The 25,467-nt window shown below is 39.1% G+C and carries 23 protein-coding genes; 14 read left to right on the top strand and 9 right to left on the bottom strand.

Going from position 1 to position 25,467, the window contains the following annotated elements; all coding sequences use genetic code 11:
- Window positions 1-15 precede the first annotated feature (15 nt).
- The 8 genes from E0W68_RS05605 to E0W68_RS05640 all read left to right on the top strand — a co-directional run bounded on the left by E0W68_RS05605 (window position 16) and on the right by E0W68_RS05640 (window position 8,250).
- Window positions 16-1,347, top strand: coding sequence for a (Fe-S)-binding protein (locus E0W68_RS05605; RefSeq protein ID WP_135218431.1), 1,332 nt, complete (start codon window positions 16-18; stop codon window positions 1,345-1,347).
- Window positions 1,347-1,793 carry an LNS2 domain-containing protein gene (locus E0W68_RS05610; RefSeq protein WP_135218432.1) on the top strand — a complete coding sequence of 149 codons (447 nt, stop codon included), beginning with the start codon at window positions 1,347-1,349 and terminating at the stop codon, window positions 1,791-1,793. Before E0W68_RS05605 ends, E0W68_RS05610 begins: the two co-directional genes overlap by 1 nt.
- Window positions 1,777-2,598: a (Fe-S)-binding protein gene (locus E0W68_RS05615; RefSeq protein WP_394346280.1), complete on the top strand. Its 822-nt coding sequence runs from the start codon at window positions 1,777-1,779 to the stop codon at window positions 2,596-2,598. Before E0W68_RS05610 ends, E0W68_RS05615 begins: the two co-directional genes overlap by 17 nt.
- 10 nt (window positions 2,599-2,608) lie before the next feature.
- On the top strand, window positions 2,609-3,091 hold the full coding sequence (locus E0W68_RS05620) for an ABC transporter ATPase (protein WP_135218433.1): 483 nt from the start codon (window positions 2,609-2,611) through the stop codon (window positions 3,089-3,091).
- Between the two features lie 90 nt (window positions 3,092-3,181).
- Window positions 3,182-6,136, top strand: a complete 2,955-nt coding sequence (locus E0W68_RS05625; RefSeq protein WP_135218434.1) for a glycoside hydrolase family 3 N-terminal domain-containing protein — start codon at window positions 3,182-3,184, stop codon at window positions 6,134-6,136.
- A gap of 5 nt (window positions 6,137-6,141) precedes the next feature.
- On the top strand, window positions 6,142-6,597 hold the full coding sequence (locus E0W68_RS05630) for a DUF1801 domain-containing protein (RefSeq protein WP_135218435.1): 456 nt from the start codon (window positions 6,142-6,144) through the stop codon (window positions 6,595-6,597).
- 91 nt (window positions 6,598-6,688) lie between these two features.
- The gene (gene bshA, locus E0W68_RS05635; protein ID WP_135218436.1) at window positions 6,689-7,822 is read left to right on the top strand and encodes an N-acetyl-alpha-D-glucosaminyl L-malate synthase BshA; all 1,134 of its coding nucleotides are present in this window, start codon (window positions 6,689-6,691) and stop codon (window positions 7,820-7,822) included.
- Complete coding sequence (locus E0W68_RS05640) at window positions 7,819-8,250, top strand: protease complex subunit PrcB family protein (protein ID WP_135218437.1); 432 nt, start codon at window positions 7,819-7,821, stop codon at window positions 8,248-8,250. The genes bshA and E0W68_RS05640 overlap by 4 nt, the downstream gene beginning before the upstream one ends.
- 11 nt (window positions 8,251-8,261) lie before the next feature.
- Here the strand turns inward: E0W68_RS05640 and E0W68_RS05645 are convergent, their stop codons facing one another.
- The 3 genes from E0W68_RS05645 to E0W68_RS05655 all read right to left on the bottom strand — a co-directional run bounded on the left by E0W68_RS05645 (window position 8,262) and on the right by E0W68_RS05655 (window position 9,980).
- On the bottom strand, window positions 8,262-9,032 hold the full coding sequence (locus tag E0W68_RS05645) for an endonuclease/exonuclease/phosphatase family protein (protein ID WP_306786054.1): 771 nt from the start codon (window positions 9,030-9,032) through the stop codon (window positions 8,262-8,264).
- Window positions 9,033-9,106: 74 nt separating this feature from the next.
- On the bottom strand, window positions 9,107-9,427 hold the full coding sequence (locus E0W68_RS05650) for a hypothetical protein (RefSeq protein ID WP_135218439.1): 321 nt from the start codon (window positions 9,425-9,427) through the stop codon (window positions 9,107-9,109).
- A 130-nt stretch (window positions 9,428-9,557) separates the two neighbouring features.
- Window positions 9,558-9,980, bottom strand: coding sequence for a DUF4293 domain-containing protein (locus E0W68_RS05655; protein WP_135218440.1), 423 nt, complete (start codon window positions 9,978-9,980; stop codon window positions 9,558-9,560).
- A 187-nt stretch (window positions 9,981-10,167) separates the two neighbouring features.
- On the opposite strand from E0W68_RS05655, the gene rho reads away from it, so the two are divergent.
- Window positions 10,168-12,036, top strand: a complete 1,869-nt coding sequence (rho, locus tag E0W68_RS05660; protein WP_135218441.1) for a transcription termination factor Rho — start codon at window positions 10,168-10,170, stop codon at window positions 12,034-12,036.
- Window positions 12,037-12,112: 76 nt separating this feature from the next.
- Here the strand turns inward: rho and E0W68_RS05665 are convergent, their stop codons facing one another.
- The 4 genes from E0W68_RS05665 to recG all read right to left on the bottom strand — a co-directional run bounded on the left by E0W68_RS05665 (window position 12,113) and on the right by recG (window position 16,996).
- Entirely contained in the window at window positions 12,113-12,760 is a 648-nt protein-coding gene (locus E0W68_RS05665) for a hypothetical protein (RefSeq protein WP_135218442.1), read from the bottom strand.
- 123 nt (window positions 12,761-12,883) lie between these two features.
- Complete coding sequence (locus E0W68_RS05670) at window positions 12,884-13,750, bottom strand: bestrophin family protein (protein WP_135218443.1); 867 nt, start codon at window positions 13,748-13,750, stop codon at window positions 12,884-12,886.
- A 113-nt stretch (window positions 13,751-13,863) separates the two neighbouring features.
- A complete protein-coding gene (locus E0W68_RS05675) occupies window positions 13,864-14,778 on the bottom strand; it encodes a mechanosensitive ion channel family protein (protein ID WP_135218444.1) in 915 nt (304 codons plus the stop codon).
- Between the two features lie 115 nt (window positions 14,779-14,893).
- Window positions 14,894-16,996: an ATP-dependent DNA helicase RecG gene (gene recG / locus E0W68_RS05680; protein WP_135218445.1), complete on the bottom strand. Its 2,103-nt coding sequence runs from the start codon at window positions 16,994-16,996 to the stop codon at window positions 14,894-14,896.
- Between the two features lie 104 nt (window positions 16,997-17,100).
- Between recG and E0W68_RS05685 the strand changes: the two genes are divergently transcribed.
- Window positions 17,101-18,360 carry a putative phage abortive infection protein gene (locus tag E0W68_RS05685; protein WP_135218446.1) on the top strand — a complete coding sequence of 420 codons (1,260 nt, stop codon included), beginning with the start codon at window positions 17,101-17,103 and terminating at the stop codon, window positions 18,358-18,360.
- A 15-nt stretch (window positions 18,361-18,375) separates the two neighbouring features.
- A complete protein-coding gene (locus tag E0W68_RS05690) occupies window positions 18,376-20,502 on the top strand; it encodes a M1 family metallopeptidase (RefSeq protein WP_135218447.1) in 2,127 nt (708 codons plus the stop codon).
- A gap of 8 nt (window positions 20,503-20,510) precedes the next feature.
- Here the strand turns inward: E0W68_RS05690 and E0W68_RS05695 are convergent, their stop codons facing one another.
- Window positions 20,511-21,116 (bottom strand): hypothetical protein, encoded by a 606-nt coding sequence (locus tag E0W68_RS05695; RefSeq protein ID WP_135218448.1) that lies wholly within the window; start codon window positions 21,114-21,116, stop codon window positions 20,511-20,513.
- Window positions 21,117-21,207: 91 nt separating this feature from the next.
- Entirely contained in the window at window positions 21,208-21,735 is a 528-nt protein-coding gene (locus E0W68_RS05700) for a DUF7935 family protein (RefSeq protein ID WP_135218449.1), read from the bottom strand.
- Between the two features lie 143 nt (window positions 21,736-21,878).
- Here E0W68_RS05700 and E0W68_RS05705 point away from each other — a divergent pair, with 143 nt between their 5' ends.
- From E0W68_RS05705 to E0W68_RS05715, 3 genes are all read left to right on the top strand, one after another.
- The gene (locus E0W68_RS05705) at window positions 21,879-22,292 is read left to right on the top strand and encodes a ribosomal maturation YjgA family protein (RefSeq protein ID WP_135218450.1); all 414 of its coding nucleotides are present in this window, start codon (window positions 21,879-21,881) and stop codon (window positions 22,290-22,292) included.
- Between the two features lie 31 nt (window positions 22,293-22,323).
- On the top strand, window positions 22,324-24,654 hold the full coding sequence (locus E0W68_RS05710) for an ATP-dependent helicase (protein ID WP_135218521.1): 2,331 nt from the start codon (window positions 22,324-22,326) through the stop codon (window positions 24,652-24,654).
- Between the two features lie 177 nt (window positions 24,655-24,831).
- Window positions 24,832-25,452 (top strand): L-threonylcarbamoyladenylate synthase, encoded by a 621-nt coding sequence (locus E0W68_RS05715; protein ID WP_135218451.1) that lies wholly within the window; start codon window positions 24,832-24,834, stop codon window positions 25,450-25,452.
- The last annotated feature ends 15 nt before the right edge of the window (window positions 25,453-25,467 follow it).

Genomic DNA, 25,467 nt, shown 5'->3' on the forward strand with positions numbered 1-25,467 from the left:
CCACTTTATATTTATATGAGTTATATTGATAATATTTTATTTGTTTTAGTCCTCGCAGCAGGCTTTGGTTATTTTGCATTAAATGTAAAAAAACTGAGACGCAACATCAAGTTGGGTAAAGATGTAAACCGTAATGATAACCCGGGTGCTCGCTGGAAAAACATGGCTATGATTGCTTTAGGGCAATCTAAAATGGTGAGAAGACCAATAGCCGGACTACTGCATATCATTGTATATGTAGGATTTGTTATTATCAATATCGAATTATTAGAGATTATAATCGACGGTATATTCGGCACCCACAGGCTTTTTGCCTTTATGGGAGGCTTTTATAGTTTCCTTATAGGTTTCTTCGAAATTTTAGCCTTTTTGGTAATTGTATCAGTAACAATATTCTGGATAAGAAGAAATATAATAAAATTATGGCGTTTTGCACATGGCGACCTTAAAGGGTGGCCACATGGCGATGCTAATTACATACTATATTTTGAAGTAGTACTTATGGTACTGTTCCTAACCATGAATGCTGCCGACTATCATTTGCAGGGAGTAGGAGCAGACCACTACACACAGGCAGGTGCTTTCCCTATATCAGGAATTATTTCTCCACTTTTTGACGGTATGGCAGAAGGCACAGTAATATTAATAGAACGAACAGCATGGTGGCTGCATATCATAGGTATTTTAATTTTTATGAATTACCTCTATTTTTCAAAACACCTGCATATATTACTGGCGTTCCCAAACACCTACTATGCTAACCTGAAACCCAAAGGACAGTTTGAAAATTTAGAATCAGTTACCAATGAGGTAAAACTGATGATGGATCCTAACGCCGACCCATTTGCAGCAGCACCGCCCACAGAAGAGGGAGCAATACTGGAAAAATTTGGTGCAAGCGATGTACAGGATTTAAACTGGGTACAACTTCTTAATGCTTATACCTGTACCGAGTGCGGACGCTGTACGGCATCATGCCCTGCGAACATTACAGGTAAAAAATTATCGCCACGAAAAATTATGATGGATACCCGCGACAGGCTTGAAGAAGTGGGCAGAAACATAGACAAAAACAAAGGTACATTTGTAGATGACGGAAAGACGTTGCTAAACGACTATATAACCCCCGAAGAATTATGGGCATGTACCACCTGTAACGGATGTGTAGAGGCTTGCCCTGTTAATATTGACCCGCTTTCTATTATTATGGATATGAGAAAATACCTTGTAATGGAGCAGAGTGCTGCGCCTGCGGAACTTAATGCAATGATGACGAATATAGAGAACAACAGCGCACCATGGCAATATAACCAAATGGACAGGTTGAACTGGAAAGATGAGCAATAATGAAACAGGAAGAAAAAGCTAATAACTTACAGCCACTTACTGAAAATGGCGAGCATATAAGCCCAATGCTGCCTGAAGGTATAAAGAATTACCTGATAGATATAGACGGCACTATTTGCGATGATATACCCAATGAAGAGCCGGAGCGTATGGTTACCGCAAAAGTATATCCCGATGCATTGGCTACATTAAACAAATGGTATGACGAAGGACATATAATATACTTTTTTACATCGCGGACAGAAGCACACAGAGAAATTACCGAAACATGGCTTGATAAATACGGTTTTAAGTATCATGGCATGATAATGGGAAAACCACGCGGAGGAAATTACCATTGGATAGATAACCACTTGGTGAGGGCCACCCGTTACAGAGGAAAATTTACAGATTTAATAGAAAAAGCGGTTACCATCCAGGTTTTTGATGATGGTAAGCACGAATGATTTATACGATATGACTCAGGAAGAATTAAAAGTTCCCACAATGGCCGAAATGATGGCGCAGGGGCAGCAGCCGGAAGTATTATTCTGGGTAGGCTGTTCCGGTAGCTTTGATGACAGAGCCAAGAAGATAACAAAAGCATTTGTACGAATATTAAACCGTGCCAATGTGCCTTTTGCAGTATTAGGCACTGAGGAAGGTTGTACGGGCGACCCTGCAAAAAGAGCCGGAAACGAATTCCTGTTCCAGATGCAGGCGATGATGAATATTCAGGTGCTTGACGGTTATGAAGTAAAAAAAATAGTAACGGCTTGCCCGCACTGTTTCAATACCATAAAAAACGAATATCCCGGTTTGGGCGGAAAGTATGAAGTAGTGCACCACACCGAGTTTTTAAAATCGTTACTTGATGATGGCAGGCTTACTGTAGAAGGTGGGCAGTTTAAAGGAAAAAAAATAACATTTCACGACCCTTGCTACCTTGGGCGTGCCAATAATATATATGAAGCTCCGCGCGACCTGATACAAAAGCTGGATGCCGAGCTGGTAGAGATGAAACGCTCACGCAGAAACGGGCTTTGCTGTGGTGCCGGAGGTGCGCAGATGTTTAAAGAGCCGGAAAAAGGAAATAAGGATGTGAATGTGGAAAGAACTGAAGAAGCTTTGGAAACACAACCCGAAATTATAGCGGCAGGATGCCCTTTTTGTAATACCATGTTAACCGACGGAGTAAAGGCTAAAGACCGTGAAGCAGACGTTAAGGTGATGGATATAGCTGAATTGATAGCTAATGCGCAGGATTTATAAAAAATAACTTATGTACGTTCCCTTTGAAACATTACCCGAAGAGTCAAGAATCTGGATATACCAATCCGATCGTAAATTTTCGGATACAGAAATAGCAGAGATTGAAGAAGCTCTGAAAGAATTTATAGAAAACTGGGCAGCACATGGTACAGGGCTTGAAGCTTCGTTTATTACTAAATACAACCGTTTTATCATTATTGCCGTAAATCAGGATATACAACAAGCAACAGGTTGTTCTATTGATGCATCGGTACATTTTATACAAGAACTTGAAAAGAAGTATAATGTATCACTTTTAGATAAAATGAATGTGACCTTTAAGTTGGGCGAACATATAGCATATAAGCCACTTATCGATTTTAAAAAGATGGCTAAAGACAAGGCGGTTTCAGCTAATACCATTGTATTCAATAATCTTGTAAATACAGTAGGCGAGTGGCAGGATTTTTGGGAAGTTCCCGCCGGAGAGAGCTGGCACAGCCGCTTCTTTTAACAGAGTAGTTTTTTTTCACTCTCAAAAAAATAAAATCATCATTAACGCAGCGATAATGATGATTTACTATTTATAAAACAAATACATTACATGCGGCTATCCATACTATTTTTTCTTTTATGCATCCGGTTTGCCTTTGCGCAGCAGGATATGGTTTTTAATGATTACAAAACTCCGATAGAAAAGCAGTGGGTAGATAGCCTTTATAATACACTTTCTTTTGAAGAAAGAGTAGGGCAGTTGTTTATGGTGGCAGCTTATTCCAATAAAGACTCCGCACATATAAAAAGTATTGATAGACTGATAACCGAGAACAAAATAGGCGGACTTATCTTTTTTCAGGGAGGTCCTGTACGTCAGGCTAAGTTGACTAACCGTTATCAATCAGAATCAAAAATACCCCTTTTTATAGGTATTGATGCCGAATGGGGGCTTAGCATGCGCCTTGACTCTACCTACCGTTATCCTTGGAATATGACATTGGGCGCGGTGCAAGATATGAGCCTTATAGAAACTATGGGCGAGCAAATGGGCATTCAATCCAACCGTATGGGTATTCATTTTAATTTTGCCCCTGTGTTGGATGTAAACACTAATCCGCTTAACCCCATCATAGGCAATCGCTCTTTTGGTGAAGACAAAGTAAATGTAACCCGCCGAGCATCAGCTTTAATGCGCGGTTTGCAAAGTCAGGGGGTGTATGCCACGGGCAAACACTTTCCGGGTCATGGTGATACAGCTACCGATTCGCACTACTCATTACCCTATCTTCCTTTTAATAAAGAAAGACTGGAAAGTATAGAGTTTTACCCGTACAAAACATTGTTTAACGAGGGGCTTGCCAGCATTATGGTGGCGCACCTTAACGTGCCCAGTATAGAGCCCACGCCAAATTATCCTACTTCGTTATCCTATAATGTAGTAACCAATATTGTACAAAAAGAGTTGGGTTTTAAAGGTTTGATTTTTACAGATGCATTAAACATGAAAGCTGCCAGCAGCTTTATGCAACCCGGAGATATTGACCTCGAGGCTTTTTTGGCAGGTAACGATGTGTTACTGTTTACCGAAAATGTACCCGTGGCAATAGAACGTTTTTGTACAGCTTATTATGACAGCGGTGTTCTTTCGGAGGCGCGACTGGCATATTCTGTAAAAAAAATACTGGCTTATAAGTACAGAGTAAGGCTTAATAAGTACAAGCCCATTGAGCTTCAACATTTATACAGTGATTTGAACACGCATGAATTTGAAGATTTGAATTATAAATTATATGAAAATGCGGTTACTGTACTAAAAAATGACCGAAATCTTATGCCTTTTCCTCATCTGGAAGATGAAAAGATTGCCTATGTGAAAATGGGCGATGATGACGGTTTCGATTATTTAACCACGCTTCAAAAATATACAGCGGTTACTGAGGTAAACGAAGAAACCCTCGAATTGCTTATGCAAGAGCTAAGGCGTTACAGTACCGTAATTATAGGTTTTCATAAAGCTGACGGAGCTTGGAAGAAACATGATTTTACCGAAAAAGAGCTGACTTGGCTTGATGCTATTGCCAAGCAAAAAAGGGTAATACTCACGGTATTTGCAAAGCCTTATACACTTAATTCTATTAAAGATTTTAGCGATATAGAGGGGCTTGTGCTTGGTTATCAAAACAATACTATTGCCCAAACCGTAGCTGCCGAAGTTGTTTTCGGGGCTTTGGGGGCTAAGGGTAAAATTCCCGTTTCTATAGGCAGTACGTTTACGGTAAACGATGGGATAGATACTGAAGCATTGGGAAGAATGGGCTTTACCACACCACACAATGTGGGTATGAATGCCGCTATGCTTACAAATATAGATTTGATTGCCCAGAAAGCTATCAATGAAAAAATGACACCCGGACTTCAGGTACTGGTGGCACGCAGGGGTAAGGTATTTTATCAAAAATCATTTGGATATCATACTTATGATAAAGAGATGCCGGTAAAAAACTCCGATATTTATGATGTAGCTTCGCTCACTAAAATACTGGCTACATTGCCTAACCTGATGCAGCTTTATGATAAAGGAGAGATTAAGCAGGATACTAAGTTAGGTAAAATGCTCCGCGAATTTTCCCGAACCAATAAAAAGAATATCACGCTGAAAGATATGTTGTTGCACCAAGCGCGTTTTCAGCCTTGGGAACCCTTTTATAAAGAAACGCTGGATAGTAATAACCAGCCCGATTCCTTATACTACAAAAAAGCATACAGCCCCGAATTTCCGTATCAGGTTGCCGAAAACCTGTATATAAGAAAAGACTATCCTGATACTATAATTGCACGTATTGCCGAAAGCAAGTTATTACCCAAAAAAGAATATAAGTACAGCGATTTTACTTTCATCATTTTAAAAAAATATCTTGAAAATAAAGCGGGAAAACCTCTGGATGTATTGAGTGATGAGGCTTTTTATAAACCACTGGGTGCTGCCTATACTACCTATAACCCATTGCGTAAATTTGATATGTGTATCATTCCCCCTACAGAGGTAGATAATTACTACCGCTATCAGATAATACAGGGCTATGTGCACGATATGACTGCCGCTATGGAAGATGGCGTTGGCGGGCATGCCGGGGTATTCTCTAACGCTATGGATGTAGCTAAAATAATGCAGCTATATCTTAACAAAGGTACGTATGCCGGTAAGCGTTATTTCTCTGAAAAAACTTTTGATACTTTTAATACCTGTTATGCCTGTAAGGATGGTAACAGGCGCGGGTTGGGTTTAGACAAGCCACAAATAGACAAACCGGGACCTACCTGCGATTGTGTTTCCAAAAGCAGTTTTGGGCATACAGGTTTTACAGGCACTATGGCATGGGCTGACCCTGAAACGGAGATTGTATATGTTTTTCTTTCTAACAGAACATACCCCGAAGCAGGGGATAACAAACTCTCAAAAAATAATATAAGAGAAGACATACAAAAGATAATTCAGGAGTCGATACTGCAGGAAGAACTGCCTGACGAAAAACCGCTTAATACAATAAATTTAAATAAATAATACCGATGCAGTCTAAAGCTACCACACCTGCGGAATATATGGATTCTTTACCGGAAGACAGGAAGCCCGCTATGGAAAAACTTCGTAATGTTATTTTAGAAAATTTACCCAAAGGATTTCAGGAAGGTATGGGATACGGTATGCTGGGCTACGCAGTGCCCCATTCATTATACCCGCCGGGGTATCATTGCGACCCGAAAATTCCGTTGCCTTTTATGAGCATTGCTTCGCAAAAAAACTTTATAGCATTTTATCACATGGGTATCTATTCGGATAAGGATTTATACCAATGGTTTGTAACCGAATATCCTAAGCACAGTAAATATAAACTGGATATGGGTAAGAGTTGTGTGCGCTTTAAAAAGCCCGACGCCATACCCTTTGAACTGATAGGACAACTGGTAGTCAAGATTACGCCGGAGCAATGGATTGCTACCTATGAGTCGCATATAAAACGATAATATGCCAATGCTATACATACGTTAATTTCATCTAAAAACAGGTATAGCCTGTTTTTTTTATTTAAATTCGTTATCTCATTTATTACAATCTATGAAAATCGCAATAGTATGTTACCCCACCTTTGGCGGTAGTGGTGTTGTAGCTACCGAACTGGGTTTGGAGCTGGCACGCAGGGGGCACGAAATACACTTTATAACCTACAGCCAGCCAGTACGTCTGGCATTATTAAGTCCTAACATACATTATCACGAAGTACACGTACCGGAATATCCATTGTTTCATTATCAGCCTTATGAGCTGGCACTTTCCAGTAAGTTAGTTGATATGGTAAAACTGCATGATATAGAGTTACTGCATGTGCATTATGCCATTCCGCATGCTTATGCGGGCTATATGGCTAAGAAAATGCTGAAAGAGCAGGGCATACACATCCCTATGGTTACAACCCTGCATGGTACTGATATTACACTGGTTGGCAACCACCCTACCTATAAACCTGCCGTAAGTTTCAGCATCAATCATTCCGATGTGGTTACATCGGTATCTCAAAACCTGAAAGAGGAAACCTACAGGCTTTTTGATATAAAAAGAGATATTACGGTAATACCCAATTTTATTGAGCTTGATAAGAAAAAAATGGATACAACATCCGAGTGTCATCGCTCTATGATGGCTACCGAAACCCAAAAGATAGTAACCCATATCAGTAACTTCAGGAAAGTAAAGCGTATTCCTGATGTTATTAAAATATTTTATAATATCCAAAAAGTACTGCCTGCCAAGTTGATGATGGTGGGCGACGGTCCTGAAAAAGCTGCTGCGGAGACATTATGCGAGGAGTTGGGTATCAGCGATAAAGTAATATTTTTTGGCAACAGTAATGAGATAGATAAAATACTATGTTTTACTGATTTGTTTTTGCTTCCTTCGGAAACAGAGAGTTTCGGGCTTGCAGCACTGGAGGCTATGGCATGCGGAGCACCCGTTATATCTACCAACAGTGGTGGGCTTCCCGAAGTAAACCGCGAAGGATATTCGGGATATCTGGGTAATGTGGGGGATGTGGAGTATATGGCACAAAAAGCGATATCGATACTCTCGGACGATGAGGTATTATATGAATTTAAATCGAATGCCCTAAAAGTGGCACAGGAATTTGATATAAAAAATATTATGCCACTATATGAAAACTTATACAGAAAAGCTTTAAAACAATTAGTATGAAAAAAATAATAGCACTTAGTTTATTGATAGTATTAACCGTTGGCTGTAAATGCAAAAAGTCAGCAGCGGAGAATGGTGACTTTACCATCTTAAAAGAAAACGGTTATGGAGGTAAGGATACCGAATCGCATCAGTTAGTAAATAATCAATCAGAGTTTGAAGCATTATGCAATGAACTTACTATAGAGGAAGTACCTGAAGTGGATTTTTCTAAAAACAGCGTGGTAGCTGTGTTTATGGGGCAAAAAAGAAGCGGAGGTTATAGTATAACCATCAAAAAGGTAGAAATTGACGGTAATACGGCAAATATTTTGGTTAAAAATACAGTACCCGAACCCGGAGCAATGGTTACTATGGCACTAACCGCCCCCTATTGTATGGCAGTTATACCTAAAACTGAAAAAGTAACAGTTAAAGAGACCCTGTAAAAATGTAATTTTTACGGGGCTATAAGGGCTATCTCTACATATACCGGCAAATGGTCTGAGGGGTATCGGCAGTCTTCAGAGTCGCTTAGTACAGCGTATTTTAGTACTTCTACACCTTCGGTCGGAGTAAAAATATAATCTATCCTGCGGGTTACGGGTTTATTAAACTCAAAACCGTTAAACGTACCGCTTGGTCCAAAAGTAAGTTTGGCTAAGTCTTTACTGTCTTTAAGCTCTGTTTTTATTGTAGTTATGGGCTCGCTATTGGGTTCTAAGTTAAAATCGCCTGTAAGCACAAACGGGTAATTTTGTTTGTTGAGTTCTTTTATCTTTTTCAGGATAAGCTGTGCACTTTCTTTTCGTGCAACAGTCCCCACATGGTCAAAATGGGTATTAAAAACCCATATTTTTTGTTTTGTTTTTAAATCTTCAAACAAACCATAGGTACAAATTCTTTTGCAGGCAGCATCCCAGCCCATCGAAGGAGCATCAGGTGTTTCTGATAGCCAAAATGTTGACTGTTGTACTACTTTATATTTTTTGATATTATAAAATATAGCCGAATATTCGCCCTCATATTTTCCGTCATCTCGTCCCACTCCAATAGCATCATATTGATTGTTAAAATAAAGCAGCAGGTGTATCATTTGCTTTGGTAAGGCTTCCTGAACCCCCATAAAGTCAGGTTCATAAAATTTTACCTGTTGTGTTAAAAACTCTTTTCGGTTGTCCCAACGGTTTTCGCCGTCGCTTTCCACATCCAGCCTTATATTATAGCTCATTACTTTAATATGTTGGCTATAAACGCATAGTGGTAATAACATCATGAGTGCAAGAAAGAGATACCGGTTTTTCATTATTGTTTGTCTTTTCGGTGCACTAACAGCTTTTCGATAATTTTATTTGCCATTGGGTCAGAGAAACTTTCATCGCCGGTAACCAAAACCCCTTTTATACCGGATGTTGATTCGATACCATATACTGTGGCTTCGTCTCCCGGGTCTGATTCCCCTTCATAAAAATAAATATCAGATATTTCAAACTCATCATGATCATATTGATTACCGAGGTTACAGATCAGTTTATTGTCTTTCAGGTTAAAATCGTTGTCAAATCCTTTTGATCTCAGCTCATTTATGGCTACAGATACGGTTGCATAATGGTATGTTATATTCATAATTTACAATATTTATTGATTATTCTCAAATTTAAAGAAATATACCTGATATTTATTAAAGTTGTTAAAAATAAAAAATCCGGGCTTTGAACCCGGATTTTTTTCGCACTAATAAACTAAGTTAAAAGGTTTATCGCAGTCGGTCAACTGATTTTACGAGATCTTCATCCTTCTTGATAGCCCTATTGGCAAGGCTTAAAAAAACGATAGAAACAATAGGAAGAATCATCCCAATACCCTTCTCTGAAACCACCTTTTCAGGGTCGGTCTCTCCGGATAAATTTAGTAACCTGTATACAAATAATCCTAATAAAATTAAATTCAATATGATGTTCAGTCTGCCCATTACAAACTGATTTTTTCGTTTCTTAAAAGATACAATACTTATTAACGACAGCGTTGTACTACCCCCGAAAAGGGCAACAAAAGCAAGATTTTTTACAAAATAATACTCAATCCCGTTTTCAGTAAACCATAACGGAAACACAAAAGGCAGTATTCCTGTAACAATAAATGCTATTAATAAATATATTGTTTGTATTCTCTGTAACATTGTTGCATATTTGCTGCACAAAAATATGGTTTCTTTTTAAAAAATACTATTGTAACTAAAAATAAATTTGTAATATTGCATAACTTATTCATAACTACTTCATTCTGCGAAGTATTATATCTACAAAACAAAGACATACCCTCCACACCACATAAAGACACCACTCTAATTTAACCAAAAATTATAAATGTTTGATATTTCTGAACTAAAAGAAATGAAGCTTCCTGAGCTTCAGGAAATTGCAAAAAAAGCTAAAATAAATAAGTATAGAGGTTTAAAGAAAGATGATCTGATATATCAAATTTTAGATCAACAAGCTGCTGCTCCCGAAGTGATAAAAACACTTTTTGATGAGTCAGCTACGCCGGGCAGCCAGGCAGCCAAAGAGGCAGCCACAGCCAAACCCAAAACAGCAAAGCCTGCATCTGCCATACAAAAGCAGGCCGAAAAGACAGCAATGCCGATACAACCTGATACAAATGAAAAAGAGGATACTGCTGTAAAAGCCGTTAATGACGACAAACCGGTTGTTCGCAGACCAAGGGTTGCCAAAACGGCACTCAAGGCTGCACCAAAAGCAGCATCCGAAAGTACTACTACTGAGGAAGAACCTAAAGTTGTAGCGAAAGAAACACCTCAGCCTAAAGAGACACCACAGCCTAAAGAGCCTGCCCAAAAAGATAACAGACGTAAAGTAGCTCCTGCAAGAGATAATAATCAGCAAAAAGGAGAATCGGCAGAAAGTAAAAAAGCCCGGCTTACCGAAGAGGAACGCCTGGCACAAATAGAAAGGGCAAATGCAAATAACCCTAACCATCCAAGCTACAAGAAAAACCAGAATCAGAATCAGAACCAAAACCAAAACAATCAAAATAATCAGCCAACGCAGAGTAATCAGCAACAAAAGAAGCAAAATTATCGTGAGCCCGATTATGAGTTTGATGGTATAATAGAAAGTGAAGGTGTACTGGAAATGATGCCTGATGGCTATGGTTTTCTTCGTTCGTCAGATTATAACTATTTAGCATCGCCTGATGATATTTACTTATCAAATTCACAGATACGTCTTTTCGGACTAAAAACAGGAGATACTGTAAAAGGAGTAGTACGTCCGCCAAAAGAAGGCGAAAAGTATTTCCCATTGGTAAGGGTACTTCGCATAAACGGGCACGACCCTCGTGTAGTGCGTGACAGGGTATCGTTTGAGCACCTTACACCACTTTTCCCCGAAGAAAAGTTTAACCTTGCCGATAAGCAAAGTACTATATCAACCCGTATTATCGATTTGTTCTCGCCCATAGGTAAAGGACAGCGTGGTATGATAGTAGCACAGCCAAAAACGGGTAAAACAATGTTACTGAAAGACATTGCTAACTCTATAGCGGCTAATCATCCTGAAGTATATCTTATCGTATTATTGATTGATGAACGCCCTGAGGAGGTTACCGATATGCAGCGCAGCGTGAGGGGAGAGGTTATTGCCTCTACCTTTGATGAGCCTGCCGACAGACACGTAAAAGTGGCAAATATAGTACTGGAAAAGGCCAAACGCCTTGTAGAGTGCGGGCATGATGTTGTGATATTGCTTGACTCCATTACACGTCTTGCCAGAGCTTATAATACAGTACAACCTGCATCGGGTAAAGTATTGAGTGGTGGTGTAGATGCCAATGCATTACAGAAACCAAAACGTTTCTTTGGTGCGGCACGTAATATAGAGGGCGGAGGCTCGCTAAGTATTATTGCTACTGCGCTTACTGATACCGGTTCTAAAATGGATGAGGTTATCTTTGAAGAGTTTAAAGGTACAGGTAATATGGAATTACAGTTGGACAGAAAAATTGCTAACCGACGTATTTTCCCGGCTATTGACCTTACCTCGTCAAGCACCCGTAGGGACGACTTGTTACTGGACGAGAAAACCATACAGCGCATGTGGATTATGCGAAAATATCTTGCCGATATGAACCCTGTAGAGGCTATGGACTTTATTAACGATCGTTTCAAGAAAACGCGCAATAATGAAGAGTTCCTGATATCTATGAATGACGGCTAGTACTCGTTAGTATATAAAATAAAAAAGCCCGCTTTATTAAGCGGGCTTTTTTATTTTTAAAATTTTATAATGGTAATTATTCTTTAATAATAATAACAGTAGCTTTAAAACCTGTGGCAAGATTCCATTGGTTAGATGATACCAGTTTTTCCTTATCATCATATACTCTGAATTCGGCAGTGTTAGGTCCTGATGTTCCCTGATTTAAAGCCTCAAAATCTATTTTATTAAATCCGGGTTGCAGTGTTATTTGCACGCCTTTAAAATCGTTTGTAAGTACAATATTGGCAACTACCACACGGTCGTTAACCAGTACTTTAATTCTGTCGCCATCTTCATACTCAAAGTCGCGCGCCATAACCTGAATAAACTCGGCATTGCTTTTATGTTCACCAAAAAACTGATTGCCTCTGTAAGGCTCATTCGATTCGCTTTTGCGTGTTTTTACCTGTACACGATCCATATACTCGCTGCTGCGGTTTACAAACTCATCTTTTTGGTACATACTAAAGTTCTCATCATTATTTGCACCTACCTGATACGGATTGGAAACCGTAGGCTTTGGCGGTGTAACCGAAAAAGGGCTGGTGGTGCTTAAAGACGGGGTATCGGTACTGGTAGTATTACCTTTGGGCACAGTAATACTGCCCGTATTACTGTCAAACTGAGCCTGAGCAGTAACGGTTGCAAAAACGATAAATACAAGAATGAATATTTTTTTCATAAACCCGTTGTATTGTAAAACAAAATAACAAAAAATACCTGACTTACAATGTATAACGAATAAAGTTTTTGTTTGGTATTTATGTAGCTATAATCAAAAATAGAGCCAGTTTTATATACTATCCTAATAAATCAGTTCCTCTACATTTTTCCTGATGTTATCGGCAATTTTATCAAGCGGCAGGTCGTTGGCATCGGTACCAAACGGGTCTTCTATCTCTTCGGCAATAAGCTCAAGACTGGCAAGCACATAAAAAATGAATACTACCACAGGGATGACATAATAGCTTAACTGAAATGAGTAACCAAAAGGCAGCGTCATTACATAAAAGAATATAAATTTTTTAATAAAAGCACTGTAGGAGTAGGGTATAGGTGTGTTTTTAATGCGTTCGCAGGCACCGCAAATATCAGTAAGCGATTGTACTTCGGCATTAAGCACGATAAGTTGATCGCCTGTAATTTTTCCCTCTTTATATAAACTATTCACCTTTGCCATAATTGTTTTGGCAATTTGGTTGGGCTTGTGGTTATAATGGTCGGGGGCAAGAGTGGCATCATCAAACAGTTCATGATTAATATCTTCATTCTTCAAGTGCAGGCTCAATACGTGCGCATAGGCAGGAATCAGCCTGCGCATTATGGCTTTGTCCTCTTTATCGTCCAGCATTACGGCAATTTTCAGCGCAAGGTTACGGCTGTTGTTTACCAATGCGCCCCACATTTTGCGTCCTTCCCACCAGCGGTCATAAGCGGTATTGGTACGAAATACCAATAGTAATGATATTACAAACCCCAGCATAGAGTGCATTATGGTTACATTACTTATATAATCTTTTTTAGACAGTTGCCAATACTCCATTTCAAGATATCCAATTAATGCCGAATAGGCTGCTATGAACAGCATTAAAGGAAAAAGCTTGCGTACGGTGTCGGCTTTATGAAATCGAAAAATAAACGAAAACCATTCTTTGGGGTTATACGATATCATGCAATGTAATAATAGTTAATTCGTTTCAAATATAAGAAGATTTTAAACCGTGCAAGTATGTGAGAGCAGGTTGCTTTATAAAGTAATCAGGAAGATTCGATTTTTCTGAAAATCTAATTATCTAAACTTCTTCCATCGGCAATATTTACCTGCATTTCGCTTAGTTTTTCACCGCCTTTAATACCAAAGTCCAGTGTACGTATCGGGAACGGTATCATAATACCATTAGCGTCATAGGCTTTCTTGATGCGGATAATAGCCTCGCTGCCCACTTTTTTATATACAAGCTGCTCGGCAGTATCAATCCACATCCGAATGCTGAAGTTGATGGAGCTGTCGCCAAACTCTTCATAAAAAAAAGTGGTTTCTTCGGTTTTAGAAAGCTCTTCAATATCCTTAACCGCATCGAGGGTTATTTGCCTCACGCGTTCCAAATCTTCCCCATACGATACGCCCACCGTAAGGTCAAAACGCCTTTTTTGAAGGAAAGAATAATTTTCTATAGGGTTCTGGAAAACCTCTTTATTAGGGATAATTACGGTTTGCCCGCCAAAGGTACTGATAACCGTATCGCGCAGGTTAACCTCTACCACCTTGCCCATATAGTCTTTTATGGTTACAATATCGCCTACTTGTAACGGCTTGCGAAATGATATAAAAATACCCGACATAAAGTTGGCAGCAATATCCTGAAAGGCAAATGCCAGCGCCAAACCTAATATACCTGCTCCTGCCAGTATAGAGGTTACCGTTTGGTCGAGCTTAAGCACATTGAGCGTGATAAACAGCACAATGCCTATAAATGTGAAATGAATTACTGAGGCGAAAAGGTTATTAAGTGTAATGTTATGCGATACTCTGTTAACAAAGCGCAGGGCTAATTTTTTAATCCATTTTGATACCAAAAGACCTACTACCAATATAATAGCAGCTAATACAATATTGGGAAGAATGCTTATCAGGGCTTCAATCCATCCTCCTAATTTTTTTGTAATAAGCTCTGAAAAATTATTGATATCGATATTCATAGTATGAATTAAGGTTAAAAAAATAACTGTTAAGTAGTATTTTGATTGCTAAAATAGTAATTAATAAAGAAAAAAGTGACAGGTTTACAACTCTTTTAATACTTGTTTACATTGCTTAGGATATATAATTCCAAATGCTTTTTTTCTTGCTGAGCGCTATAAAAGCATTTTTTAATGCAGCATGTTCCGGTTTAGCCAGTGGGGCATCTTCTTTTAGTAACTTAATAGCATGGTGGCGTGCCAGCATCAGTATATCCCTGTCCTTAACCAAATCGGCTATTTGCAGGTTCAGTACACCGCTTTGCTGCTTGCCCATAATATCGCCCGGACCGCGCAGTTTTAAATCTACTTCGGCAATTTCGAAACCATCATTGGTACGTACCATCGTTTCCATACGGGTTTTGCTGTCGTTACTCAGTTTATGACTTGTCATCATAATACAGTAGCTCTGTTCTGCACCACGCCCCACACGTCCGCGTAGCTGGTGCAACTGGCTCAGCCCGAAACGCTCGGCACTTTCTATTACCATAACGCTGGCGTTGGGTACATTTACACCTACCTCAATTACAGTGGTAGCCACCATAATGTTGGTTTTACCTTTGGCAAAACGTTCCATTTCGCTGTCTTTCTCGGCGGGTTTCATGCGCCCGTGCACAATGCTCACGCTGTATTGCGGTAACGGAAAGTCGCGCGAAATACTTTCGTAGCCATCCATCAGGTCTTTATAGTCCATTTTGTCGCTCTCCTCAATCAGCGGATATACAATATATACCTGCCTGCCTTTGGCAATTTCTTCTTTCAGGAAAGCCCATACTTTTAGGCGGTTGCTATCGTAACGGTGTACGGTTTTTATGGGTTTACGTCCCGGAGGCAGTTCATCAATAACCGACACGTCCAAATCGCCATACAAGCTCATAGCCAGCGTACGCGGAATAGGGGTGGCGGTCATGACCAATACATGCGGCGGAATTTCATTTTTATGCCACAGCTTGCTGCGTTGTTCTACGCCAAAGCGGTGTTGCTCGTCAATAATAGCAAGCCCCAAGTTTTTAAACTGTACTTTATCTTCCAAAAGGGCGTGTGTACCAATAATAATGGGGAGCGAACCGTTTTCAAGTTCTTCGTGTATGATATTACGTTCGGAAGTTTTAGTTGAACCTGTCAGCAGTTTAATACTGATACCCATAGGTTCGGCAAGTTCGCTTAAACCCATATAGTGCTGGTTAGCCAGTATCTCGGTAGGCGCCATAAGGCACGCCTGGAAACCATTATCAATAGCAAGCAGCATGCTCATAAAAGCCACAATGGTTTTACCCGAACCCACATCGCCTTGCAACAGGCGGTTCATTTGGGCGGGCTGCCCCATATCATTCCTTATTTCTTTTATAACCCTTTTTTGGGCATCGGTCAGTTCAAACGGTAAATGGTTTTGGTAAAAATCATTAAAGTAATTACCCACCGTGGTAAACGGATGCCCCTTTATTTTATGTTTGCGGATGAGGTTTTTGGTAATGAGTTGCAGTTGTATAAAAAACAATTCCTCAAACTTGAGCCGAAACTGCGCTTTTGCCAGCAGTTCATTGCTCTTAGGGAAATGGATGTTAAATAACGCTGCGTTTTTAGGAATAAGTTGTAACTCTGCCAGCAGGGCAGGGGGCAGGGTTTCGTCGAATTTTGCCTGTGTTTCTGTAAACAGTTGCTGCATCATTTTGTTCATTACCTTATTGGTAATGCCCCGTTGCGTTAGCTTTTCGGTACTTGGGTATAGGGGCTGCATGGCACTGCGCAGGCTTTGCTCGTGTTCGGCAAGCAATTCCATTTCGGGGTGCGCCATATTGAAAACACCGTTGAAAGCCGTACACTTCCCGAAAATAACATAGGGTACGTTAATTTTAAGGTTTTCGCGTATCCATTTTTGCCCCTGAAACCATACCAGTTCCATTTCGCCTGTGCCATCCACGAATGTTGCTACCAAGCGTTTACCACGCTTTTGCTCTACCGTTTTTATGTTGATTACTTTACCCACTACCTGTACTTCGGCATTGCTGTTTTGCAGTTCGTTTATTTTATAATAACGGGTACGGTCGATGTATCGGTTCGGGAAAAGGTGCAGTAAATCGGCATATTTATGAATGCCCAACTCCTTGCGTAGCAGTTCGCCACGTGCCGGGCCTACACCTTTAAGGTATTCGATAGGAGTTTCGAGAGGGTTGTTCATTCAAATTAATTTGAAATACGAAGATAAAGATTATTAAAATGAATTAATAATGTTATTGTTTGATGTCATATATTAGCTTTATATCTGACTAAAATTTTTCTAACATGAATCAATATTTCATTCTTTTAATTTTAATTACAGTTATTACGCTCATATTTATATATTATAAACTTGATGAAAGTACATCAAAGCAAAAGAAGTCAGAAAAAACAAATATTATAACAATTTCCTTTTTATCTATTATTGCAGCATGTTTAATTATTGGTTCAGCTTTAATTTATGTTTATATATTAATTGAAAGAAAAGGAGGTGATTATGGAGATTTTTCAAAAATTGGTCCTTATGGAGATTTGATAGGAGGCATACTTAATCCGGTTGTTGCATTTGTAGGTATAATGGCAGCCTTTTTGGCTTTTTATGTTCAATATACAGCTAATAAGCAGGTTCAGGAACAATTTAATTTGCAAAAATTTGAATCTCAATTTTATGAAATGATAAGAATGCATCGAGAGAACCTTAATGAGATGAAAATAGAAGGATATAAATTTGACTCTAATTTTTTAGGTATAAAATCTAAGAAAGATAAAATAACATCAGGTAAAAAGGTATTTGTAACTTTAGATACAGAATTAAAAGCAATATATACAATTCTTAATAAGGAATTTGATATACATTATAGTAGTAGAAAATTAAATACTTTAGAAGTAAAAAGTTTGCTTTTCAAGGAAGCATATTCTGTTTTTTTTGCAGGTGTTACTTCATATGAAATACAAGTTAAGAACTCTTCTAAAAAAGATAATTTATTTGATGATGTCTTGTTAAAAAAGTTTGTTAAAGAACTTAAAGAGATAAGAAAAGGACATGAAAATAGAGGTAAGAAAGAAATTCCAAACTATAAAGATTCTAATACACTTTGGTTAAGTTTTAATTATAGACCTTTTTCAGGGCATCAATCTCTTTTAGCACATTATTATAGACATTTGTTTCAAACAGTTAAATTTGTTGTCAAACAAGATGAAAATTTCATTTCTTATGAAAAGAAGAGAGACTATTTAAGAATGTTGAGATCTATGCTATCGAATAAGGAACAATTATTATTATATTATAATTGGTTAGCTGGTCATGGAGATGCATGGGAGATAAAGCGTAGTAATTTGAACAAAAAATATAGTCGTAATAATAAAGGGAATAAGTTTTTTACTGATTATAGAATGATACATAATATCCCTTCTGGAGAAGTGATAGAAGACTTTGATTTAGAAAAAATATTTAATGAAGAATACAGAGACTTTAGATATGAAGAAAATAGAAAAGAAGAGGACACATTATTCGAATTAATAGGTATAATTAGTAACTATAAATAAATATTAAATATTTTAATGAAACTCTCTATATTTTTCCTCTCACTCTTTATAACCTCTTTAACCTTTGCCCAGCAAACGCAAAAGGTTGATTTTAAAACCTGCGATGCTGCTATTAGTTTTGACGTTCTGCAGAAAAAAGTAATGGGTACAGTAACCTATACTTTTGAGGTATTGGACAAAAAAACAGATACCATTTATATTGATGCCCGCAACATGCAGTTTACCGATGTTACCATTAACGGTAAAAAAGCAGGTTGGGTAAACTCTGCTACGGCATTAAAGCTGTATAAAGGATATAAAAAAGGGAATAATACGGTTACCTTCAGTTATTCGGCACAGCCTAAGCAGGCACTCTATTTTGTGGAACTGGATGCAGATGCTTCCGCTGCAAATGACATGACCGACAGCGATGAGGAAAAAGAATTACAGATATGGACACAGGGGCAGGGCAAATATACCAGTCACTGGCTGCCCAGTTTTGATGATATGAACGAGAAGGTAATTTTTAACCTTGAAGTTACATTTGATAAGGGTTATACTATTTTGGCTAACGGAAAAAATAGTAAGAATACTTTTACTACAGATACTAATCAACGTATTGCCAGTTACCAAATGGATAAACCCATGAGCAGCTATTTGGTAATGCTTGCCATTGGTAAGTTTGATAACACCTATGCCCTACCGGATAAAGAAAAACCATTACAGCTGTTTTACAGGCCGGAAGATGCAGATAAACATGAACCAACCTACCGCTATAGCAAGCAAATATTTAACTATTTTGAGGCAGCAATAGGTGTAAAATACCCTTGGGGTGTGTACCGCCAGGTTCCGGTCTTAGATTTTTTATATGCCGGTATGGAGAACACGACTTCTACTATTTTCTCACAGGATTTTGTGGTCGATTCCATAGGGTTTAATGACAGGACGTATATCAATGTAAATGCGCACGAACTGGCGCACCAGTGGTTTGGCAACCTTATTACGGCACAATCGGGAGAGCACCATTGGTTGCAGGAGGGGTTTGCTACCTACTATGCGCTGTTGGCAGAACAGGAGCTTTTTGGTGACGACCATTTTACCTACGAATTATATCAAATGGCAGAACGCCTGCAACGCGTTGCCCAAACCGATACTGTACCCATACTCAGTGATAAGGCAAGCTCGCTTACCTATTACCAGAAAGGAGCATGGGCACTGCATGTGTTGCGCGAAGGGGTTGGGCATGAGGCATTCCGCACTGCGGTAAAAAATTATCTGGAAAAATATGCTTTTAAAAATGTAACTACCGATGATTTTTTAGCCGAAATCAATAGAGTGTCAGATTATGATACTAAAGCGTTCAGGGAGCGTTGGCTGGAAAAGGGAGGTTTTGAAGTACAGGAAGCGATAGCATTGCTAAACGGAAATCAGTTTATGGAACTGTATTTTAAGCTGGGCGAATTACACGACAAACGTTTTGAAGAGAAGCAACCGATATTTGAGCAGATTTTGCATTCGGATATGTATTATCCTGTAAAGGAGGAGGTATTGTTGCAAATAGCTGATGTGCCGTTTGAGGATAAAGCGGTATTGATACGGCTTGCGATGGCAAGCGGTGATATAAAACTGCGACAGGCAGTGGCACGAACGGTTACTAATTTCCCCGATACTTTTTATGAGGAGTATAAATCGTTATTGCAAGACAAGTCATACATTACCCGCGAAATAGCATTAAATGTGCTGTATAATAAATTCCCTGAAAGGCGACCTGAGTTACTGGATTTATCTGACGGTTGGGTAGGATTTAACGATAAAAACCTGCGCATACTCTGGCTAACGCTTGCCTATGCCACACCCGATTACCGCGAAGCGGAAAAGGTCGAAATTTATGCTGAGTTGCAAGGCTATGCTTCGCCACGCTATGAGAGTACTGTACGCCAAAATGCGCTTACCAACTTGTTGTATATAAATAAACCCGATCCTGTGGTGTGGGCTAACCTTGTTAATGCTACGCTGCACCATAAATGGCAGTTTGCCAAATTTGGGCGCGAGAGCATCCGTGCACTATTAAAGCGGGAAGGTTATCATGAATTTTTTGAGAGTATTTTATCAGGATTGCCACAGGCGGAGCAAAAGAAATTACAACAGTTGCTGGCAGAATAATAGAAAGATTACTTTCTTTTGATTTGTATGGTTTTTATCAGCCGTAAAAATTCCATGCTGCAATCTTCTCCCATAAGGTCGTCCGTCATATTAATCTGGAAGTAGTAATGTTTCCAGGGGATAACATATATCCTGCTGCGCACTCTGTGTGTTAATCCGTTTTCAGTACGCATGGTAAATTTGGTTACAAAGTAAATGCTTTTTATGTGCGATATTTTTACATCCGTAGGTTCTTCTATAAACTCAAAATCGTCATACAGTCCTTCAAAACTTCGCGCACTTTTTATAATGTGTGATTTAAATGCATTATAATCCTCGTTGTTTCTTTCGCGCACGTTTATCTGTATGGCAGGTACAAGTCCTTTATGTGTTTGGGGGTCATATTTATAAAGGGAGAGTATCAGTACAGAGCCCTCATGTTCTTTAATAATTTTCAGCAGCTTTTCTTCGTCAATATCCAGTTTTTCCAGGTTGCGCACAAGGTCATCCTCATTGCCCCATATCCACCCCATAGGCTCTTGCATAGCGAAGCCAAAGGTTTTGTTTTCAAACCTTCTTTGTGCAACTGATGTTGTAGTAATGAATACTAAAAATATAAGAATAAACTGTCTCATAACCCTAATTGTAATACAAACATAATCAAAAAAAGGCACTTGCAATTAAGTACCTTTTCTATATCATAAATATAAAAGTAGTCTTATTATATTATTCCCTCCACATTTCGCCTACCTCATTTTTCAGGTAGGCAACAGCCACACTGCTGGGGCTTTGCTTGTCAAAAAGATTAGTAAGCATTACTTCGCGCAGTTTGTTGGCACTATCTACTTTATCGCTCATGTTTGACTTACGGATGAGTTGTATCGTAGCATTTTTGGCAGTAGTAATAATATCCCAACTTTCGGCAGAAACATATATTTGTTGTGTAAGGTTATGTTCATATTCCTGTTCAATTTGCGATATTAAATACTCTTCATAATCCAATTTATCAGACGATTGCGGTACTACCCTTATCAGTAGCTTTGCAGGGTTAATACGTTCTAAAAACAACACAAGTCTTTCATAAGCCTGAAGGCGAAGCGGCATTGCATTTTTTTGTGCTTCTTTATGGATGAGGTAACGACGGCGACCTTCTTCATTAGCCGTATGCATTTTAAAAAAGTAGTAGGCAATAAGCCCTGTAATAATAGCCGGTAGCGTATAAAATAAAAGTTCTAAAATTTTGTCAGCGTCCATTTATATGGGGTTTAGATGGTTATGTGTTTTGTAACAAGGTTTTTTTATTAAAAATTGTAAAAAGCTAAAATAACAATAAACTTTAATGAATACAGGCGCGCACAAAAATAATTAACAATTATATTTGGCTACTTATATTTATTATGAAAATCAAAAGCAGACTTATTTATATACTGGTTACACTGCTTACTATACCGCTTGGGCTGTTAGTGCGCAGTAAAAAAGCATGGTTTCCCGATGTGGTAAACCTGTATGCAGGCGATGCCCTGTATGCTTTTATGATGTATTACTTTGTTTGTGCAATGTATATAAAAAAGAACATCACATTTAGAGCTGTAACAGGATTGCTGATTTGTTATATTATTGAATTAAGTCAGCTATACCAAGCCGACTGGCTCAATACCATACGACAAACAATATTGGGAAAACTGATTTTGGGTTCCGGCTTTTTGTACAGCGATTTACTGGCATATTTTATAGGAATAGTGGCCGCTGCAACTGTTGATTATTTGTTGATTTACAATACGGCTTCACAAAGGGTTTCTCGCTTAAAATAGTTATTTTTGCTACTTTGTAACAACTATGGAAATCCAAAAATATATAAGTCAGCTAAACGAAGCACAGCAAGCCCCCACACTTCAAAAAGATGGTCCCATGATAGTGATAGCGGGTGCAGGGTCGGGCAAAACCCGTGTGCTTACCATGCGTATTGCCTACCTGATGAGCCAGGGCGTAGATGCTTTTAATATACTTGCCCTTACTTTTACCAACAAGGCAGCACGCGAAATGAAAAAACGTATTGCCGATATTGTAGGCTCATCCGAAGCGAAGAACCTTTGGATGGGTACATTTCACTCGGTATTTGCCAAAATATTACGTTTTGAGGGCGAAAAGCTGGGCTTTCCTTCCAATTTTACCATATATGACACGCAGGACAGCGTAAGGCTCATTAGTGCCATTATAAAAGAAATGCAGCTTGATAAGGATATATATAAGCCCAAGCAGGTATTGAACCGTATATCGAGCTACAAAAACAGCCTTATTACCGTTAAGGCATATTATAATGACCCTGACCTGCAGGAAGCCGATGCCATGTCGAAAAAACCCCGCTTGGGCGAAATCTATGAGAAGTATGTAGAGCGTTGCTTTAAAGCGGGAGCAATGGATTTTGATGATTTACTCTTGAGAACTAACGAGTTATTGAACCGTTTTCCTGAGGTGCTGATGAAATATCAAAACCGCTTTAAATACATATTGGTCGATGAGTATCAGGATACTAACCACTCGCAGTACTTAATAGTACGTGCCTTGAGCGACCGTTTCCAGAATATATGTGTGGTGGGCGACGATGCACAGAGTATCTATGCTTTTAGGGGAGCAAATATTAATAACATCCTGAATTTCCAGAAGGATTATGATAATGTACAAATGTACCGACTGGAGCAAAACTATCGTTCTACCAAAAACATAGTAGAAGCAGCCAACTCCATTATAGATAAGAACCAAATTAAACTGGATAAAATAGTTTGGACAGCGAATGACGAAGGACCGAAGATAAAAGTGCACCGCAGCCTTACCGATGGCGAAGAAGGGCGTTTTGTGGCAAGTACCATTTTTGAGCAAAAGATGCAACACCAGATGAAAAACGGAAGTTTTGCCATACTGTACCGCACCAATGCCCAGTCGCGGGCAATGGAGGATGCGCTGCGTAAGCGCGACATACCGTACAGAATATACGGAGGGCTATCGTTTTACCAACGCAAAGAGATAAAAGATGTACTTGCCTATTTAAGGTTGGTAATCAATCCGAAAGATGAAGAGGCATTAATGCGGGTTATCAACTATCCTGCAAGGGGAATAGGGGGGACTACACTTGAAAAACTTACTGTTGCAGCCAATCATTACGGACGGACGGTGTTTGAAGTAATGGAAAACCTCGACAGGATAGACCTGAAATTCAATTCCGGGACTAAAAACAAGCTACAGGATTTTGTAACCATGATAAAAAGCTTTCAGGTGATAGACCAATCGCAGGATGCTTTTTTTCTTGCCGAACACGTTACCAAAAAAACGGGGCTGATACAAGAACTGAAAAAAGATGCTACGCCCGAAGGGATTGCCCGTATTGAGAATATAGAGGAATTACTAAACGGTATAAAAGATTTTATTGAAGGGCAAAAAGAAGTAGATGGCGCACGCGGTGCGCTCTCTGAATTTTTGGAAGACGTGGCACTTGCCACCGACCTTGATAAAGACACAGGAGATGATGACAGGGTTGCCCTGATGACCATTCACCTTGCCAAAGGATTAGAATTCCCCTATGTGTTTATTGTGGGTATGGAGGAAGATTTATTCCCCAGTGCTATGAGTATTAATACCCGTAGCGAGTTGGAAGAAGAACGCCGATTGTTTTATGTGGCGCTTACCCGTGCCGAGCATCAGGCATATTTAACGTATGCACAATCACGTTACCGTTGGGGCAAACTGGTAGATAGCGAGCCTTCGCGATTTATTGAAGAAATTACCGATACATATCTGGAATACCTTACCCCTGTAGAAACAGGTTATCGATATAAACCAATGATAAATTCGGATATTTTTGGCGATGTGGATAAATCGAAGCTGCGACAGGTAAAACCAACGAGCGGTACACCACCCAAATGGATTACGGATAACGACCCTAAGCCCGATGCCAACATCCGTAGGCTAAAACCCATGTCAAGACCTGCTCCTTCCGGAAATGCTATCCCCGATACTAAACTGATAATTGGTAATGTGGTAATGCACGAACGTTTTGGTAAAGGAGAAGTACTTAACCTTGAAGGCATAGGGGCAGACAAAAAAGCCGAGATAAAATTTGAAGTAGGAGGGATTAAAAAATTATTGCTTCGTTTCGCAAAACTGGATGTAATAGGGTAGTTTTTTGTCATCCTCATCGTTTTTACTTTGTCATTCTGACGGTTGCTGTTTTGTCATTCTGACGAAGGAAGAATCTATTTATAGAAAGTCTTTAAGTCATATATTTTATTATGTTAGAGCAATGATTTAATCGAAAAAATGTAACTTTAAGCATTCTAACGATCACACACTTTTACAATGGCACACTTTATAAAAATTTACCCTGAAAATCCTAACGAAAAGGAGGTAGCCAAAGTAATAAAGATATTACGCGATGGCGGATTGATAATTTATCCTACGGACACAGTATATGGTTTGGGATGCGATATAACGAACACTAAAGCTCTGGAGCGTATAGCCCGCATCAAAGGCATTAAGCTCGATAAGGCTAACTTTTCATTTATATGTCATGACCTTAGTAACCTTTCAGACTACGTAAAGCAGATAGACACCAGTACTTTTAAAATATTGAAACGATCCTTACCCGGTCCTTATACCTTTATTTTACCCGGAAATAATAACTTACCAAAAGAGTTTAAAAAGAAAACTACGGTAGGTATTCGTGTACCCGATAATAATATTGCGCTCGAAATTGTGAGGCAGTTGGGTAACCCTATAGTATCGACCTCGATACACGATGAAGATGAGGTACTGGAATATTCAACTGACCCCGAACTGATATTCGAAAAGTGGCAAAACCTTGTAGATGCCGTTATTGATGGTGGTTATGGCGACAATGTAGCCTCTACCATAATTGACCTGTCGGGAGATGAACCTGTGGTAGTAAGGGAAGGAAAAGGCGATCCCGATATTTTTTAAATAATCACATACATC

Source organism: Flavobacterium salilacus subsp. salilacus (assembly GCF_004634195.1).
Classification (GTDB): Bacteria; Bacteroidota; Bacteroidia; order Flavobacteriales; family Flavobacteriaceae; genus Flavobacterium; species Flavobacterium salilacus.